Consider the following 16,090-nt stretch of genomic DNA (forward strand, 5'->3'; position numbering starts at 1 on the left):
ACCAGTGTTCGTACCAAAATGTGGAGTTTCTTGTTTTATCTAAAAAAACTGGATGATTACAGTATGTGAGAATACACAGTTATAACAATCATTTCGTAAAAAAAGCAGCGTCGTCTACATGACGACACTGCCCTATATCATACGACTTCTTTTTCAGAGAATTGGCTGTTGTACAGATCTGCATAAAATCCATCTGCCTCAAGTAATTCTTCATGAGTACCTTGCTCGATGACACGCCCTTGATTCATGACGAGAATCAAATCAGCATCTTTGATCGTCGACAGACGGTGAGCAATGACGAAACTCGTCCGTCCTTCCATCAACCGTCGCATTGCTTGCTGGATGAAGACCTCCGTCCGTGTATCGACACTAGAGGTCGCTTCATCAAGGATCATGATCGGAGGATCGGCAAGAACTGCCCGAGCAATCGTCAACAACTGTTTCTGACCTTGCGAGATGTTCGAAGCTTCCTCGTTTAAAACCGTATCATAACCGTCCGGCAATGTCCGGATGAAATGATCAGCATGTGCGGTCTTCGCTGCCGCGATAATCTCTTCTTCGGTTGCTCCACTTTTACCGTAAGCAAGATTGTCTCGGATCGTACCGTTGAAGAGCCACGTATCTTGTAAGACCATACCGAACGTCGTCCGTAAGTCTTCGCGTGACATCTCACGGGTATCGATGCCATCAATCCGAATCGTCCCGCCGTTTAATTCATAAAAGCGCATCAATAGATTGATCATCGTCGTCTTACCGGCACCCGTCGGTCCAACGATCGCGACGGTTTGTCCCGGTGCGACATCAATGTTCATATCCTCGATCAAGAGATCGTTTCCGTAACCAAAATCAACGTGTTCGAATGCAACGGCTCCTTCAGCCTGCGCAAGACGATGCGTCGTCACTTCTTTAATCTCTTCTGCTTCGTCGAGTAATTCAAAGACACGTTCCGCCGCTGCAACAGTCGATTGGACGATGTTCGCGATGTTCGCCGTTTGTGTGATTGGTTGTGTGAACTGACGTGTATAGGTGATGAACGCTTGAATATCCCCGATCGAGATGACCCGTTGCGTGACGAGAATCCCACCGACGATACTGATCAGGACGTAACTGATATTCCCGATGAACATCATCATCGGCATGATGATCCCGGAGATGAACTGCGCTTTGCGCCCTGCTTCATACAACTCCTCGTTGACGGCATCGAACTGCTCGACCGCTTTGCGTTCATGTCCGAACGCCTTGACGACAGAGTGTCCGGTATACATCTCTTCGACGTGTCCGTTCAACTGACCGAGTGTCCGTTGTTGATCGGCAAAGTATTTTTGGGATCGTTTCAAAATCGGACGAATCGCAAAAATCGAGACCGGCAACGAGACAAGTGAAATCAGTGTTAACAATGGACTAATCGTCAGCATCATGATTAAAATCCCGACGATTGTCACGATCGACGTGATGAATGAAGTCACACTTTGTTGTAACGTACTCCCGATCGTATCGATGTCGTTCGTCACACGGCTTAGTGTCTCCCCGTTCGGACGACCATCATAGTATTTTAATGGCAAGCGTTCGAGTTTATGGTTGACGTCCTCACGTAAATCGTAGACTGTTTTTTGAGCGATGCCCGACATCAAATACTGTTGCAAGTAATTGAACAGACTACTGATGATATAAAGTCCAGCGAGCCACAAGAGGATCTGTCCGATTTTCGTGAAATCAATTTCTGCTCCTGGTACACCTTGGAATTTCGCATACGCACCTTCAAACAATTCCGTGATCGCCGTTCCCATGATTTTCGGACCGGCAATCATGAAGACTGTACTGAGGATCGCTGCTAAAAAGACACCGATCAGTGCCGTCCAACGCGGACGCAGATACCGAAGCAGGCGTCGGAACGTTGCTTTGAAATCCTTTGGTTTTTCACCAAGCATCATCATATTTCCGCCACCGGGACCACCAGGCGGAGGACCGCCGGCAGGTCGTTTCTTCTCACTCATGCGATTTCCTCCTCTGATAGTTGTGACTTAACGATTTCCTGATAGACGGCGTTGTTCGCAAACAACTCGTCGTGCGTCCCGATTCCAGCGACTTTCCCTTCATCAAGGACGATGATTTGATCGGCATCAATGACGGTACTGACACGCTGAGCAACGATCAAGACCGTCGCTTCGCGTGTTTCTTCCCGTAACGCTTTTCGAAGGGCCGCATCGGTCTTGAAGTCGAGTGCTGAAAAACTGTCATCAAAGACATATAGATCCGGTCGACGAACGAGGGCTCGAGCAATTGACAAGCGTTGTTTTTGCCCACCAGAGACGTTCGATCCGCCTTGTTCGATCCGCGCATCGTAACCATCCGGCATCCGTTCGATGAAGTCCGTCGCTTGCGCGATGTGCGCTGCATGCGCGACCTCTTCATCTGTCGCGTCCTCTTTCCCGAAACGAATGTTTTCGGCAATCGTACCTGTGAACAGTAACGCCTTTTGGGGAACGAAGCCGATTTTCGACCGCAGTTCCTCTTGCGGTACGTCCTGGCTATTAACGCCATTGACGCGAATGCTTCCTTCCGTCACATCATAAAAACGGGGAATCAAATTGACGAGCGTTGATTTACCGGAACCGGTCCCACCGATCACAGCCGTTACTTCACCTGGTCGTGCCGTAAAACTAATATCGGATAAAACGGGTGTCTCAGCTCCTGGATAACGGAACGTGACACGATCAAAGACGAGCGTTCCTTTTTCACGGTCAGCGGTTTGTGTTCCCTCATCTGTCATCGTTGGTGTCATCTCGAGGACTTCATTGATCCGTTTCGCCGAGACGGCTGCCCGCGGAATCATGACGAACATGACCGATGCCATGACGAGAGCGAACATGATTTGCATGACGTACTGGATGAACGCCATCAAGTCCCCAATCTGCATACCACCATTATCGATCCGGATGCCCCCGAACCAAATGACACCGACGACCGTCAAGTTCATCACGAGCATCATCACCGGCATCAAAAACGCCATGATTTTATTGACCTTGATCGAGACTTCCGTCAAATCGGCGTTTGCTTTCGTTAATCGCACTTGCTCATCGCGTTCCCGGTTAAAAGCACGGATGACACGGATCCCGGTCAAGTTCTCACGTAGGACAAGGTTCAGACGGTCGAGTCGTTTTTGAACCTTTCCGAACAACGGAACCCCTTTCCACAAAATCAATAGGATCGAAAGCACAAGGACCGGCATCGCTGCGACGATGACGAGCGAGAGTTTGGAATCTTTTGAGACAGCCATGATCAATCCACCGATGAACATGATCGGTGCGCTGACGACCATCCGTAACATCATGATGACGACTTGTTGGACTTGTGTGATGTCGTTCGTCGTCCGCGTAATCAATGACGCCGTTCCGACTTGGTCGAACTCTTGCAGTGAAAATCGTTCAACATGGTTAAAGACTTGACGACGGATATCCCGTCCGAGCCCCATCGACGCCTTCGATGAATAATAACTGGCGGCAACCGCGGCTAACGCTCCGATACCGGTAATCCCTAGCATGACGGCACCAATTTTCCAAATATACGCGGTATCGCCGGTAACGACGCCTTTATCGATGATGTCCGCCATCAGTGTCGGTAAATACAAATCGGACATCGACTGCGCGAAAACCAAGATGAGCACGGCAAGGACTGCCCATTTATAGACCGTCAACCGTTTGAGTAACTTAATCATCCGAACATCCTCCTTTCAGATCTGGACGTAAAATCTGACCGATTCCTTCAGCGATCACTGCGTGTGTTTCAAGCATCTGTTCGAATACGTCCGGGTCAATCGTCGCAAGCACTTGCTCCAGTTGACGTTGCATGCCTTTCTCTTGTTCCTTGATGTCAGTGACGAATTGCTGCCCTTGATCACTAAGCTTTAAGACGACTTCCCGTCGATTCTCCGGATTCGTCTCGCGAATGACCCAGCCCGATTGGACGAGCCCTTCAATCGACTGACTGAGCGTACTTTTCGGTAAATGCGTATGCGCAGCGAGCTCTTTTTGTGAGATCGGTCCACGCGGTGCAATCGTCATCAAGCTATGAAATTGCGGTAAACTGAGTCCGTTTTCCTGTGCCGTCTGGTGCGCTGCCCGAACGAGATGTCGTTGCACGTTCCAAAACGACTGCATCATCGCATTCGAACGGGTCGTTTCCGTTTGATCCATCTTGTTTCGCCTCCTTGTTCCATTTCAAATCGTTCCAAAAGGAACAATTACTTATATGAATTAAATTACGCCGATTATTTTTGATTGTCAACGAAAAGGCAATGTGAAAAATCACATAGTTTTGCTATGCTCAAGGAAGACAAGGAGTGAGCATAGATGAGACATGAAATGGGCTTATTTGAAGAACCATTTCGTTCAATCGAACAAGGACGAAAGACCGTCGAGATTCGGCTAAATGATCCAAAACGACAACAGGTACAAGTCGGTGATCAGATTCGATTCACCCATACGAAAACGAACGAGACATTCCTTGTACGTGTAACAAAACGACAAGTCTTTCCTGATTTCCGAGCGCTTTATGTACAGATCCCAAATGAAGCTATCGACTGTGTCGGTTGGTCGCTCGACGAACTCGTGACGTCAACCTATGCAATCTATTCACCGGAAGCCGAGCAACAGTACGGGGCACTGGCTCTGACGATCGCATTAGAACCATAAAAAAACGTCTTTTCTACAGTCAGCGTAGAAAAGACGTTTTTGAATTCATTCGGGTTCGACGTGTACATGGATATCATAGACACCGTATTCTTCCGTCAGTGTATCTTCAACACGTGTCGCAATATCGTGTGCTTGATGGATGTTCAAAGTTGAGTTGACGAGGATGACGACATCAACGACTTCATTGTTGCCGTAATTGCGTCCTTTGATGGACTTGATCCCTTTGACACCTTCGAGATCGAAGATGACATCTTCATACATCTTCAGCTTCTTCTCATCGAAGCCATCCGTCAGTTCGTGTGAGGCTTCCGTGAAGATGTCCCATGCTGTCTTACAGATCAAGAAGCCGACGATGATCGCGGTCACAACATCGAGCCAGGGCATGCCGAACTGTGATCCGACGATTCCGATCGTCGTCCCAACACTGACCCGCGCATCGGATAGATTATCTTTCGCCGCTGCCATGACGGCTTTGCTTTCAATCTCTTCGGATAACTTCTTATTGTAGCGGTAGACGAAGTACATCACGAGAGCTGAACCGATTCCGACGTATGCCGCGAGAATATCGGGTGATTCCTGTTTGCCTTCGAACAACGTCGAGATCGTATCAATCAAAACTTGAAGACCAACTGCCATCATAATGAAGGAAGCTACGAGTGAGGCAATCGTCTCACTTTTCCAGTGTCCGTACTTGTGATCGTCATCTGCCGGACGTTGTGAAATCCGTAAGCCGATCAAGACGGCAATCGACGCGATGATGTCGGTCGCATTGTTCAAACCGTCCGCCCGGAGTGCGGCAGAGTCTGCTGTATAACCAATGATTAATTTTAAAGATGATAACAAGATATAGGCCGCGATACTGATCATCGCACCGCGTTCGCCGCGTTTTAGATTATCGTATTTTTGTTGTTCCATTCTCGTCGCCCCCACTTTCTCTGCGATTAGCAAACCTCATCGTACCAGTCGGAAATCGAGTGGGTCTAGAGAAATCATTTTGTTTCGAACTAGGTAATTAACAAATACGCAATAATGTTTCCCTATACCAAAATGAATTCGATTGAGTCATGTCGCTCTTTTGAAGAAAATCGGCAGCATTATCTTAAAGAGCAACCAACTTTTTTGACTTGTCAGACTCTTTGACGAACATAATTCGTGCAAGTTCTGAAGGGAATCGGTAGACTAAAGGTACAACACCAAGAGGAGGAGTTCTCACAATGGCAGAATTCATTAAGAGTGAAGAAACATTCAAGGAATTGATTTCAGGTGATGCACCGGTCATCATCAAGTTCGAAGCAGACTGGTGCCCGGACTGCAAACGGATGGATTACTTCATGCCGGACGTCGAGTCACAATTCGACCACTTACCAATCCACACGATCGACAAGGATGAGTTCCCTGAAATCGCATCGAACCACGATGTCATGGGGATCCCAAGCTTGCTCGTCTTCAAAAACAATGAAAAATTGGCGCACTTGCACAGTGCAAATGCCAAAACACCAGAAGAAGTTACAGCGTTCCTGAAGCAAAACTTCAACTAAGTAAAAATAACCTGACGCCGCAGCGTCAGGTTATTTTTTTAACGCTCACACGCAATGCCGTCTTTATCCCGGTCTCTTTTCGTGTTTAAGTTATACGTCGCAAGACTCACGTAGGCCTTGTACTTTGTTGCTTTATAGATCGGTTTTCCATTCTTGTCATACCCGGGCCGATTCTTTAGACCCGCTTTTTTCGCGACACCGCCTTTATACGTCTTTTGCATTTCTGCACAACTTGAAAAGGCTTTTGCTTTCGTCGCCGCTTCACTAGCTGCCGGAACATGGATCAAGGCGAGACTGACGACACCTGCGAGTACAAGCCGACTCCATCTTTTCATAGGGATTCCTCCTTTTTTCAAAAAACAACGATTCGTCTTTTGATTATAAGAGGTCATTTTTAGAAATTGTTTCCTTTTTTCATTTTTACGTCAATGTTTTTTAAAATCTGACGATCAACGAATATAGGTCGAACTGACGAGGTCATCTTTTAAGATCGATGTCGGGATCTTAAATTCAACGATGCCCATATATCCTGGAGCGATGCTGTATTCATCAAACGACAGGACTAATTTGTGGTCTGCCGTAATATAGAAGTTTTGCTTCGCTGAAATGTGCTTGAACTGCTCGTCCTCTGGCACATCTGATGTTCCTTCGACAAAGTAGACCTTTCCTTCATCTGCTTTCATTTGACGACGCATCTCTTCTTTTAGATAATCACTGATCGTCGTGATATATCCGTCATCCTTGAACAAGGATGGTAACGTCAGGATAAGCTGTTGCTTCTTATCGATCGTATCGTACTGGACGCTTTCCGCTGCACTTGCCCGTGTTTCAGTGACAGTCCGCCCGATCGACAACAAGTCGTCCGTATCTGTTTTGACGTCGTAGCGGCTATCGACGGCAAATACCCCTTCCTGTCCGTTCGTCTCCTGTTTGAACTTTTCATAGAGCGCTTGTCCTTCTGCGATATACTTTTCGTTCAGTTGTTGCTCGAGTGCCTTATCCGGTAACGTCACCTGAGGCGCTTCGATATCAGCCGACTGTTGTGTCTTCGTCTCTTTCCAGTCGATCGTCACGATCTCGGTCAGTTGACCAAAGACCGGCACCTTCGCCATCGCGTCCGCAAACGAAGCATTACTATTTAATCCGCCAACGAATAACGTGATCGCGGCGGCTGTGATCAACACGGAGCGTTTCGTCCGCGAGGGACGAATTCGATGCTCGACTCGGGCAATCATTTCATCGAGTTCTTTTGGAACCGGTGGTTGTTGGTAAGCCTGTTTCAGATCATCAAGTTTGTTTGACATCTAGATCATCTCCATTCAATTTCATTTTCAGTAAGGTCAACCCTTTATAGAGGCGAGACTTGGTCGTACTTAGATTCAGCTCTAAAATCGTCGCGACGTCTTTTAAGATCAAATCCTCGAAATAGTGTAAGATAACGACTTCCCGGTACATGACCGGTAACTCCTCGAGTGCTTGTCGCAAATCGGCATCCGGATATGTATCTTCTTTCGTCGCGACGAGTTCAATCAATCGATCCGTATCGTAACTGACGCTATGTTGCCGCTTCCGGATCGCATCAATCGCTGTTCGTGTCAAAATCTGATAGAACCAGGCTTTCATCCGTTCCTCATCCTCGAGACGCTCAAGCGACTGTAACGCTTTTTGGATGCTGTCCTGAATGACATCCAGACTATCCTGTTCATTTTTCATATAACTGTAGGCTAACCAGTAAAGATTCGGTTTGTATTGCTTTAAAAAACGGACGAATGCTTTTTCCCGTTTTCTCATTTGACGAGAGGTCATAGGCCGCGGCTCCTTTTTTCGATATCGTTCTGTGTATACATCATTAAGACGGGCGAGTCGAGAAAAAAGTTGACGACACAACAAAAAAAAGATGACACCAGGTCACCTTTTTGAATCAATAATTTAAATGCCGTGATGCATCATTCCAGACTTTTACGTGAAGCGTGATCAAGGCGATACCGTACAGAACACTCATGTATAACGAAAACTCACCAAACAGAACATCCGTCCAGGCATTTAATCCAAACAATGGGATGACGAAGAGGAAATAGAATATGAACTGAACACTCGCCAGTCCATCAAACCAAATCGTCTCAGAAAACGCGCCTTCAAGTAACGAAACACCGTAAATGAATAACGCCGCAACGAGACCAATCCGGATATACCAGACCATAAGTCGAAGCGCTTTATCTTCCTTGATATAGAATAGAGACCCGACTAGACCAACAAGCCAGACAACGGAGGCAATGCTTTGCCATCCGTTAATCGTTCCGTCCGGATGGAGCATGGCGGACCATCCGTTAATTCCGATCATGACAAGTAAACCTAAAATAAAGATGAACCGATACGGTAAGTCCCTCTGACGCATGACGTTTCCTCCCCTGAAAACGAATAGATGTCACCTCTACACTTTTTACATTCCATATGATGGGTTTTAATCCTTTTTCTTTCACACATTTTTTCACCCGATCTCTATTGATTTTTTTATCTAATCCGGGCAAAAAGGCAAGGACGATGAGTCGTCCTTGCCTTTTTCCTTATACGCTTTGGGGAAGCGTAGCTTTATGTCGCTTGATCACGTTCGCATACCAATGAGCACTGTCTTTCCAAATTCGTTCCTGTGTCTCGAAATCGACATAAAGGATTCCGAAGCGTTTTTCGTAACCGAAGCTCCACTCGAAGTTGTCAAGAAGCGACCATAAGTAGTAGCCACGAATATCCATGCCTTCTTCATTCAAATCCGAGATTGCTTGCAAGTGTTGCACAACATAATCGATTCGGTTTTGGTCGGCGACCCGTCCTTCGATCAGCTCATCGTCAAATGCGGCTCCGTTTTCTGTAATATAGATCGGTAAATTTGTATATTCCGCCCGCAATCGGCGAATTAAGTCCTTGAATGCGTTCGGTGCAATGTCCCATCCCATCGCGGTTCTGTCGTAGTCAGAATACGCAGCTTTTTGTAGAAAATCATTTGCTGCGCTGAATTCGACAAGGTTACGGCTATAGAAATTAATCCCGAGGAAGTCACACGGTACAGCAATCGTTTCCATATCCCCTTCCTGGATGAAAGCAAACGAATGGACATATTTTGAGAAAAGATTCATCATGTCGACCGGATAATGTCCCTTAAAGACCGGATCAAGGAACCAACGATTCGCATAGCCGTCTGCATTATTCATCGCTAACCGATCATTGACCGAATCTGTCTTTGCATATTTAGGCGCCAGATTAAGTGTAATGCCGATCGGTGTCGTCGATTTCATCTCTTCCTTCAGCATTTCGACTGCTTTTCCGTGAGATAAGAGCAAATGATGCACCGCATGAACGGCTTCGTTCAGATCAGTATGACCGGGTGCATGTTCCCCGATGTGATAGCTGAGGAACCCAGCACACCACGGCTCATTGTGCGTAATCCAAGAGTCGACGACTTCGTCAAGCTCCGTAAAACATGCCCGTGCAAAATCAAGGAACCAGTCGACCGATTCTCGGTTGACCCAGCCGCCTTCTTCGTGTGCCCAGAGTGGCAAATCCCAATGATACAGTGTGACAGCCGGCTTAATGCCCTCTTCGCGCAAGCGTGTTGCAAGCTGCTTATAAAACGCCATGCCTTCAGGATTATAAATTCCTTTTTGCGGAAAAATCCGTGGCCAGGCAATCGAAAAGCGATACGTATCGACGCCAAGCTTCTTAATATGGGCGATGTCCTCTTCATAACGATGGTAATGATCACAAGCGACGTTACCGTTTTGCCAGTTGAAGACCTTGCCATCTTCTGCGCAAAACGCATCCCAGATGGAAGGCGTCCGTCCACCTTCGTTGTAAGCGCCCTCGATTTGATACGACGATGTGGCTGTTCCGAATACAAAGTTTGGTGCAAATTTCATATGTGTCATCTCCTTTGATGAATTATTCTTTGACGGCACCAGCCGAGATACTGCTAACGATATACTTCGAGAGGAACAAGAAAGCGATCATGATCGGCACGACGGAAATCGCGATGCCGAGATACAGTGACCCTAAGTTCTCTGCGACTTGTGAACCTTTTAAGAATCCCATCAAGACCGGGAGCGTATACTTTTCCGGCGAGAAGAGTAAGACGAGCGGCATGATGTAGTTATTCCACGAACCGATGAAGGTGAAGATCGACATCGTCGCGATCGCGGGCATCATCATCGGTAAGGCGATCGTATGGAAAATCCGCCATTCGCTTGCTCCATCGATACGCGCTGCTTCAATCAAACTTGGATGGAGGACCGTCTGGACGTACTGACGGATGAAGAACACGGTGAACGGGCTAGCAATAGCCGGTACGATGAGCGGAATGAAGCTATCGAGCAATCCTAAGTTTTTGCTGAGCTCATAAAAACCGATCAATCCGAGCTGTCCTGGAATCATCATCATGATCAGCATGAACACGAACAAGACATTTTTTCCTTTGAATTGATAGAATGCAAAACCGAATGCGGTCAGGGCGGAAAAGTATCCCGACAAGACGGTCACGAGTACAGCAATGATCAAGCTGTTTTTAAAGCCGGACCAGATATTGACGTACGAACTCAACGCCGCGTAGTTGTCAGCAAGCGAGTTGCCCGGGATCAAAGAAAAGCCGGACAGGACTTCTTCATTTGACCGGGTTGCGTTGACGATCATCATCAAGAATGGAATGATGCAGGCAATCGTCAAGGCAATCAATGCGAGGTAAATGATCGTTTTTACAAGCCATGGTTTTTTCCGTTTTGGAGGCGGCGTCAATCGAAGCGGATGCTCCGAGCGTTCTGGTTGTTCTTCCGTTTGTGGCACGAGCCGGCGTGCTTCTGCATTTCGTTCCATCGGTCAGGCTCCTTTCGGTGAACGTTCTTTTCGGAACATCCCTTTGAAGACGATGATTGAAAAAACAAGCGTGATGGCAAACAACCCATAAGCGACAGCTGCAGCATAGCCATAGTTGTTGTATTTGAATGCCTGGTTATAGAGATACAGCACCATCGTATTCAGTGCCCCGTCCGGCGCCCCGATTCCATCTGTGATCAGCATCGGCAGGTCGAACAATTGCAAACCACCAATCAGTGAGGTGATCATGATATACAATAAGATTGGCTTGAGCAGCGGCAAAGTGATTCGAGAAAAAATTTGCCATCGGGTCGCTCCGTCAATCAAGGCCGCTTCAAAATAATCTTTCGAGATGCCAGACACGCCTGCCATGACGACGATGAACGAGTGACCGAGCCACATCCATGTCAGGATGAGTGAAACAGATACTTGTGCTGTGACAGGTTGTGTTAACCAGTTGATTGGCTCTGAAATGATACCGATCTTCATCAACATCATGTTGAGCGAGCCATGTTGCCAGTCGAGCAAGATTCCAAACAGTAACGCCACGGAGCTGATCGTAATCAAGTTCGGCAGATAAAAGGTCGCTCGGAAGAACGCGAGCCCCTTCAATTTCAATTGGAGGTCGGAGAACAGCAATGCAAGCAACAATGCCCCGCCAATTTGTAAGGTAAAGTTGACAGCCCAAATCTTGATCGTGTTAAAGAACGCTTCGATGAAGTAACTATCACTCAGTAGCCGAGTATAGTTCGCAAGACCAACGACTTGTTCCCCTTCAGCTCCCGTGTAGTTCGTAAAGCTATAATAGAATGTCAGGGCGACCGGATAAATACTGAAGATCAGGAAGACGATCCAAAACGGTGCGATGAAGAGATACCCAGTGCGATCGATTTTTTTCACAGGTTAAGCTCCTTTCTTCCATGAGAAAAGGTGAGGCAGGATGCGCCCCACCTGCTCGTTATTCGGGTACTTTTACATCAGGGTACGCGTTTTTGACTTTTTTATAGAATTCCGTTAGAGCTTCGTCCTTTGATTTTTTTCCGCGAACATACTCAGTCACGGCAGCTCCATAGAGCGTGTCAAGTTGTTGATCATACTTCGTGACGATGCCTGGTTTGATTTGGTCTGCTTGCTTTAAGAAAAATTCGTAGTTGTTCTGTCCATCCAAGAAATCTTCTTTAAAGTTGGTCTTGATTTTATCCGTGACTGGCTTGAATGCTAAGACGTCACCCGTTTCCTTTGCCCAGTCTGTCAAGAATTCTTCGTCCTGCGTCATCATTTTGACGAAATCATACGCAAGTTTTTGCTTTTTCGAATCTTTGTAGACGCCTAACCATGTTCCGCCCCAGAAGTAAGGACTCGGTCCGCTCGTGACAGCCCAGTCTCCTGCGGATTTTTTCACGTTTTCCTTCAAGACGCTATGCAGTCCCCAAGTCGGTAACACATACGAGAAGACCTCTGTCTGAATTTCCTTGCCATTCTCTTTGACTTTGACTGGTTTATCCATGCCGGCGTACCAGGATGGTGACCATTCCGGTGCAAGGGCCGTATATTGTTTCGTACGGAGTTCTTTTGCGTAGTCCATATATTCTTTTCGCGCATCGGTCAAGACGAGCTCCTGCTTGTCGTTGACCCATGGTTGTGGATCATTGCCTTGCACGAACCAGCGAATCGATCCTTCATCCGGGAACATTTTATAGCCTTTTTGCTTCATTTTATCGGCGACTTCAAACACCCCATCCATTGAATTCATCATGCCACCGATTTTTTTCGGGTCGTCTGTTCCGAGTACTTTTTTCGCAATGCTTCGTTTGTAGTAAATGCCTCCTGGCGTCGTTTGCCAAGAGAGCGCACGCACGTTTCCTTCTTTATCTTTCCCCATGTCAAATACATACGGAATGTAGTCTTTTGCGACGTCATCTGCATTAAACGGCTTTTCGGATAAATTTGCCCAGTAGCCAGCGTCGACCCATTGTTTCAAGAAGGCGATTTCACCCGTGAAGATATCTGGTGCTCCGACGCCACTTTCAAGAGCTGGTTTCAACTTCGTCGGATAGTCGGCCATTGGCACGATCGTCAATTCGACTTTGACGCCATTCTTTTCTTCAAATTTTTTGATTGGTTTTTTTAATTCATCCGTAAACGACCAGATTTTTAAGACCTCTTTGCCACCACTTGTAGTGTCTTCGCCACTTCCCGTACATCCCGCTAAGACAGTTGCTGTCATGGCACCAATCGTGACTGCACTAATGAACGCCTTTTTCATTTCATCCCATCCTTTTTTAATAGTTTTTAAGTAAGCGGTTTCAATTTAATCGTTTAATCCGAAAGCGCTTTCGAAAATGACAAGAAAATAATCGAAAGCCCTTTCGTAACTGCCGTAAAAATAATTTCGGAATCGCTCTCGCGTTTTCTCCCTGACAACCAGCGAGAGCGATTCCGAAATCGTCGCACGTCACTCAGGTGCAGAACCTGTCGAATGACGAACGATCAACTCGACGGGAATGACGTCTTGTGTCGTCATCCGCTGTTTATCGACAATCTGTTCGATCAAGACTGAAGCCGCTTGCTGACCAATTGTTTCCGTATCTTGCCGGACAGTCGTCAGCTTCGGTGTGATATACTTCGCCATCTCGATATCATCGTAGCCTACGAGTGAGATATCTGTTGGAATCTGTAAGCCAGCTTCATGAATCGCTTCAATAGCGCCGATTGCCATTTGGTCCCCTGCCGCAAAGACAGCAGTCGGTCGATCCGGTAGCACCAGCAATTCTTGCATCGCCCGTTTTCCTTCTTCTCCGGAAAACAACCCACCGTTTGCAATATAGCCGTCCGGAATCGGCAAACCGAACTGAGTCATTGCTTGTTTATAACCTTCGATCCTTGCTGCACCAGCATCCGTCGTCGTGTCGCCAGCGATATGCGCAATCCGGCGATGACCTAATTCATATAGATGCTCGACGGCTAGTCGCCCACCCGTAATATTGTCGGAATAGATGACGCTACAATCCGGACTGTACATATCAACGACAACGATTGGAATCGTACTTTGAATCAATTCTTGAACGTGCAGATCCAACTGGTCCGAACAGATGACGACAATGCCATCAACTGCTCGGTGCCGAAAGTGCTCCAAGTAACTCATGTCCCGATTACGTAAATTTCGTGATGCAAAAATCAGATCATACCCTTGTTGCTCCGTTGCTTTCCGGAAGCTTTCAATGATCGCATTAAAGAACGGATGCATCATGCCGACACCATGTGCTTCTGAAAACATGACACCAATCGTCCACGAACGTTTTGTCGAGAGCGATTGAGCATGTGCATTCGGCAAGTATCCCATCTCAGCTGCTGCCTGGACGATCTTCGCTTTCGTCTTTTCACTGACATCTGAATAATTATTTAAGGCTTTCGAGACCGTCGTGATCGAAAATCCGGTCATCTTCGCTAAATCATAAATTGTTCCCATACTACTCACTCCATTTCACCGAAAGCGCTTTCGATAAATTTAGTATACGAAGTCTTTCTGGAACTTGCAACCTATTTTTTATAAAAATCAGATAAATTGAAACCGTTATCATTTATACTAAATAAATCAGCAATCCACTCTTTTTATACGAACAAATGTTTGGTACACTAAAAGAAACACATTCTTCCTTTTGAAAGGAGCTTTCCCATGCCGATTAATCCGTATCTTGTCTTTAATGGAAATACCCGTGAAGCATTGACGTTCTACACGGAGGTGTTTCAGGAAGAAATGCCGGAAATCATGGAGTTCGGACCAGGTCCTGGACCGGATGCGGATGGTCAACCGTATCCACCGGAGCACCAGACACTGATTTTACATGCGCAGCTTATCGTCCATGGCACACGTCTCATGTTCTCAGACGCGATGCCACAAAACCCTGTGACGTTCGGACAAAACATTACGCTAGCCCTTCACTTAGCCGATGTGGAGCTATTGCACGAAACGTTCGCGCGGCTCGCTGAAGGCGGCAAGATCATCATGCCGATTCAAAAGACGTTTTGGAGTGAAGCATACGGTATTGTCGAAGATGCGTTTGGCGTACAATGGCAGGTTAATCATGAAACGAGTATGGGCTAATGAATAAGTGTAGCGCACCATACATGGAAGGGAGGAGTTCCTATTGAATCACCAAGAGCTGTATACGATCTTTCCCCAGCTCGTCTTATATCCGAACTTATTTTATCACAATGCGAACGGAATCCGCTTTGAGCTAGGCAATCCAACATTGTTCAAAAACGTTGGTCTAGATGATCCGAATTATCTAGAGTCCGCCTATCGAAAAGCCCTAACCTTATTCGAAGCCATTCATGCTCCATCTGATCTTATCACATGGATCGTGCAGGTCAGTCCCTACAAAAGAACAAGCGGTTGGAAACCGGTCGTGCATAGTGGATTTGTGAAGTACTTGAAGTCCCCTTCTTTACGCTATCGCCTGCGATGCGATCGTACACCGCAATATGTGGAAGAGCATCCCTATGCTACATACACATTGTCTTTGACCTGTACGCGGCAAGAGATTCATTATCCAGCTTTAATCCGTGATATTTGCAGTCACGATGTCACGGATCGCCCTTCTTTTATCCATCGTACCTTTTTCTTTAATCCGAGACGAAAGAGTCTGTTTCACATCTATGATGATCGAGGCTGTGACCTGATCGGCGAAACACCTGACGCTATCCGTGATCTCTACGATGATTATAAGCATTGGATATTGAACCATGATAAAAACACTATTGATCAGACATTCTCACTATAAAGAGGCGATTCTTTGACTTAGAATCGCCTCTTTATTAGCTCTCGCTTAAAGAAGTCAAACGCACAGTCGACTGAATCAACTGCTTCACCCAAGCTTGTCTTGCTTTTACTGAAAACTCTTCATTTCCAAATACTGAACTGAACCCTGAATGGTGGACACTTGATAAAAGACCCCATTCGGGGTTTTTTGTGTTTAAAGATATCGATATACTGTACCTATT

18 protein-coding genes are annotated in these 16,090 nt (G+C 46.6%); 4 read left to right on the forward strand and 14 right to left on the reverse strand.

Annotated elements, in window-relative coordinates:
* Positions 1 to 137 precede the first annotated feature (137 nt).
* The 3 genes from KNQ15_RS14400 to KNQ15_RS14410 are packed head-to-tail and all read right to left on the reverse strand — an operon-like array spanning position 138 to position 4,193.
* Complete coding sequence (locus tag KNQ15_RS14400) at positions 138 to 1,994, reverse strand: ABC transporter ATP-binding protein (protein ID WP_214729848.1); 1,857 nt, start codon at positions 1,992 to 1,994, stop codon at positions 138 to 140.
* Complete coding sequence (locus tag KNQ15_RS14405; protein ID WP_214729849.1) at positions 1,991 to 3,715, reverse strand: ABC transporter ATP-binding protein; 1,725 nt, start codon at positions 3,713 to 3,715, stop codon at positions 1,991 to 1,993. Before KNQ15_RS14405 ends, KNQ15_RS14400 begins: the two co-directional genes overlap by 4 nt.
* Positions 3,708 to 4,193, reverse strand: coding sequence for a MarR family winged helix-turn-helix transcriptional regulator (locus KNQ15_RS14410; protein WP_214729850.1), 486 nt, complete (start codon positions 4,191 to 4,193; stop codon positions 3,708 to 3,710). The genes KNQ15_RS14405 and KNQ15_RS14410 overlap by 8 nt, the downstream gene beginning before the upstream one ends.
* 156 nt (positions 4,194 to 4,349) lie before the next feature.
* Between KNQ15_RS14410 and KNQ15_RS14415 the strand changes: the two genes are divergently transcribed.
* Positions 4,350 to 4,691: an ASCH domain-containing protein gene (locus KNQ15_RS14415; RefSeq protein ID WP_214729851.1), complete on the forward strand. Its 342-nt coding sequence runs from the start codon at positions 4,350 to 4,352 to the stop codon at positions 4,689 to 4,691.
* Between the two features lie 45 nt (positions 4,692 to 4,736).
* On the opposite strand, the gene KNQ15_RS14420 is transcribed toward KNQ15_RS14415, so the two are convergent.
* Entirely contained in the window at positions 4,737 to 5,606 is an 870-nt protein-coding gene (locus KNQ15_RS14420) for a cation diffusion facilitator family transporter (protein ID WP_214729852.1), read from the reverse strand.
* Between the two features lie 299 nt (positions 5,607 to 5,905).
* Here KNQ15_RS14420 and KNQ15_RS14425 point away from each other — a divergent pair, with 299 nt between their 5' ends.
* Entirely contained in the window at positions 5,906 to 6,229 is a 324-nt protein-coding gene (locus KNQ15_RS14425; protein ID WP_214729853.1) for a thioredoxin family protein, read from the forward strand.
* Positions 6,230 to 6,267: 38 nt separating this feature from the next.
* Here the strand turns inward: KNQ15_RS14425 and KNQ15_RS14430 are convergent, their stop codons facing one another.
* From KNQ15_RS14430 to KNQ15_RS14470, 9 genes are all read right to left on the reverse strand, one after another.
* Positions 6,268 to 6,564 carry an excalibur calcium-binding domain-containing protein gene (locus KNQ15_RS14430; protein WP_214729854.1) on the reverse strand — a complete coding sequence of 99 codons (297 nt, stop codon included), beginning with the start codon at positions 6,562 to 6,564 and terminating at the stop codon, positions 6,268 to 6,270.
* 114 nt (positions 6,565 to 6,678) lie between these two features.
* Complete coding sequence (gene rsiV, locus KNQ15_RS14435; RefSeq protein WP_214729855.1) at positions 6,679 to 7,533, reverse strand: anti-sigma-V factor RsiV; 855 nt, start codon at positions 7,531 to 7,533, stop codon at positions 6,679 to 6,681.
* Positions 7,517 to 8,035, reverse strand: coding sequence for an RNA polymerase sigma factor SigV (locus KNQ15_RS14440; protein ID WP_214729856.1), 519 nt, complete (start codon positions 8,033 to 8,035; stop codon positions 7,517 to 7,519). The genes rsiV and KNQ15_RS14440 overlap by 17 nt, the downstream gene beginning before the upstream one ends.
* A gap of 115 nt (positions 8,036 to 8,150) precedes the next feature.
* Positions 8,151 to 8,624, reverse strand: a complete 474-nt coding sequence (locus KNQ15_RS14445) for a hypothetical protein (RefSeq protein ID WP_214729857.1) — start codon at positions 8,622 to 8,624, stop codon at positions 8,151 to 8,153.
* 169 nt (positions 8,625 to 8,793) lie between these two features.
* A complete protein-coding gene (locus KNQ15_RS14450; protein WP_214729858.1) occupies positions 8,794 to 10,140 on the reverse strand; it encodes a GH1 family beta-glucosidase in 1,347 nt (448 codons plus the stop codon).
* 22 nt (positions 10,141 to 10,162) lie between these two features.
* Entirely contained in the window at positions 10,163 to 11,086 is a 924-nt protein-coding gene (locus KNQ15_RS14455) for a carbohydrate ABC transporter permease (RefSeq protein ID WP_214729859.1), read from the reverse strand.
* A 3-nt stretch (positions 11,087 to 11,089) separates the two neighbouring features.
* Positions 11,090 to 11,986 (reverse strand): carbohydrate ABC transporter permease, encoded by an 897-nt coding sequence (locus KNQ15_RS14460; RefSeq protein WP_035411191.1) that lies wholly within the window; start codon positions 11,984 to 11,986, stop codon positions 11,090 to 11,092.
* A gap of 58 nt (positions 11,987 to 12,044) precedes the next feature.
* Positions 12,045 to 13,352, reverse strand: a complete 1,308-nt coding sequence (locus tag KNQ15_RS14465) for an ABC transporter substrate-binding protein (RefSeq protein WP_214729860.1) — start codon at positions 13,350 to 13,352, stop codon at positions 12,045 to 12,047.
* 189 nt (positions 13,353 to 13,541) lie between these two features.
* Positions 13,542 to 14,555 carry a LacI family DNA-binding transcriptional regulator gene (locus KNQ15_RS14470; RefSeq protein WP_214729861.1) on the reverse strand — a complete coding sequence of 338 codons (1,014 nt, stop codon included), beginning with the start codon at positions 14,553 to 14,555 and terminating at the stop codon, positions 13,542 to 13,544.
* A 207-nt stretch (positions 14,556 to 14,762) separates the two neighbouring features.
* Between KNQ15_RS14470 and KNQ15_RS14475 the strand changes: the two genes are divergently transcribed.
* Positions 14,763 to 15,191 (forward strand): VOC family protein, encoded by a 429-nt coding sequence (locus KNQ15_RS14475; protein WP_214729862.1) that lies wholly within the window; start codon positions 14,763 to 14,765, stop codon positions 15,189 to 15,191.
* Between the two features lie 43 nt (positions 15,192 to 15,234).
* Complete coding sequence (locus KNQ15_RS14480; protein WP_214729863.1) at positions 15,235 to 15,870, forward strand: DUF3885 domain-containing protein; 636 nt, start codon at positions 15,235 to 15,237, stop codon at positions 15,868 to 15,870.
* Between the two features lie 34 nt (positions 15,871 to 15,904).
* Here KNQ15_RS14480 and KNQ15_RS14485 read toward each other — a convergent pair.
* Positions 15,905 to 16,090 (reverse strand): hypothetical protein (locus KNQ15_RS14485; RefSeq protein WP_214729864.1); only part of this gene is annotated, 186 nt, incomplete at its 5' end.

It is taken from the genome of Exiguobacterium sp. s168, assembly GCF_018619035.1.
In the GTDB taxonomy this organism is placed as follows: Bacteria; Bacillota; Bacilli; order Exiguobacteriales; family Exiguobacteriaceae; genus Exiguobacterium_A; species Exiguobacterium_A acetylicum.